Genomic DNA, 1,006 nt, shown 5'->3' on the forward strand with positions numbered 1-1,006 from the left:
CAATGAAGTCTGTCTTCAAGCCAGTGGGTTCGCTTGGTTTTGCTGGTAGGAAACAACGCCTCTGCAGCACCGGCCAAATATTCAGACGCATGGAAAAAATCAAGTATCTGACCTGAAGTGTGTTGCTTCAAATAACGCCAGTTTTCTTTGGCACCATCGGCTACACCGATATACGTCACCTGTGGATAGATACGTTTGAGTGCTGCTATTTCCTCATTAAGCTTGCTCAAAAAGCTCTGCTTACCATATTCCGGTGCGCTGGCTATATAGATGGTGTGAAGTCTGTCTCCTTCTGCAGAATAGAGGCTTAATGTCCCACACATAGCTTCGCGCCAGCCTTTTTCACAAAGGAGCATACAGGTACCATCCAGACCAATGGCTATCGTTTCAACAGGCTCTTTCAATGGCGGGAGATGATAGAGTGTGTCTTTCTCGTCTTCAATTAATACACCGACTCTGTCGGATAAATGCTTGATGTAAGAGTTTGATAGCGTTCTTTGATGGTTAATTTCAAAGTCTTCTTTTACCGCAGGGGCAGGCATCTGACTGTATTTCCAAGCGAGAGATTTCGCAAACTTAGGCGTGGCTGAACCAACGATACCGGCGCGAAGATCAATCGGTGCCAGTGTACTTCCTCCCCTGACACCCTGATAAACAGAGCGCTCCATAGGAACACTTCCATACAAGGTTTCATAGTGCTTCAGAACCTTTCCCTTGTAGTTCCACTTCTGCTGGTTAACGACGATAGGTTCTTTATTGCACGGCTCGAATGATTTCAATAACTCTTGAGTACCAAGCTGTCCAGCATCATTGAGTGCTCGTTGTAAACTTTCTTCGAGAGTCAGCATGTTGTCTGAATCAATCGATACTTCTATTTGCAAGACGATACTTTTGGGCTGGCTGGAAATAACAGAAGCAGGCATGATAAATAACCATTACGAAAAGTGCCTTCATAATAGTCGTGGAATTAATGCACTTTTATTTCAATTATTCAGAGAGAGCACCC

Annotated in this window: 1 protein-coding gene; it reads right to left on the reverse strand. The window is 44.4% G+C overall.

Annotation, left to right across the window (positions count from 1 at the left end; genetic code table 11):
- On the reverse strand, positions 1–923 hold a 923-nt coding region (locus J7439_RS25585), incomplete at its 3' end, for an ISKra4 family transposase (RefSeq protein ID WP_209204879.1).
- Positions 924–1,006 lie beyond the last annotated feature (83 nt).

This window comes from Salinisphaera sp. G21_0, assembly GCF_017744115.1.
Classification (GTDB): Bacteria; Pseudomonadota; Gammaproteobacteria; order Pseudomonadales; family Endozoicomonadaceae; genus Endozoicomonas.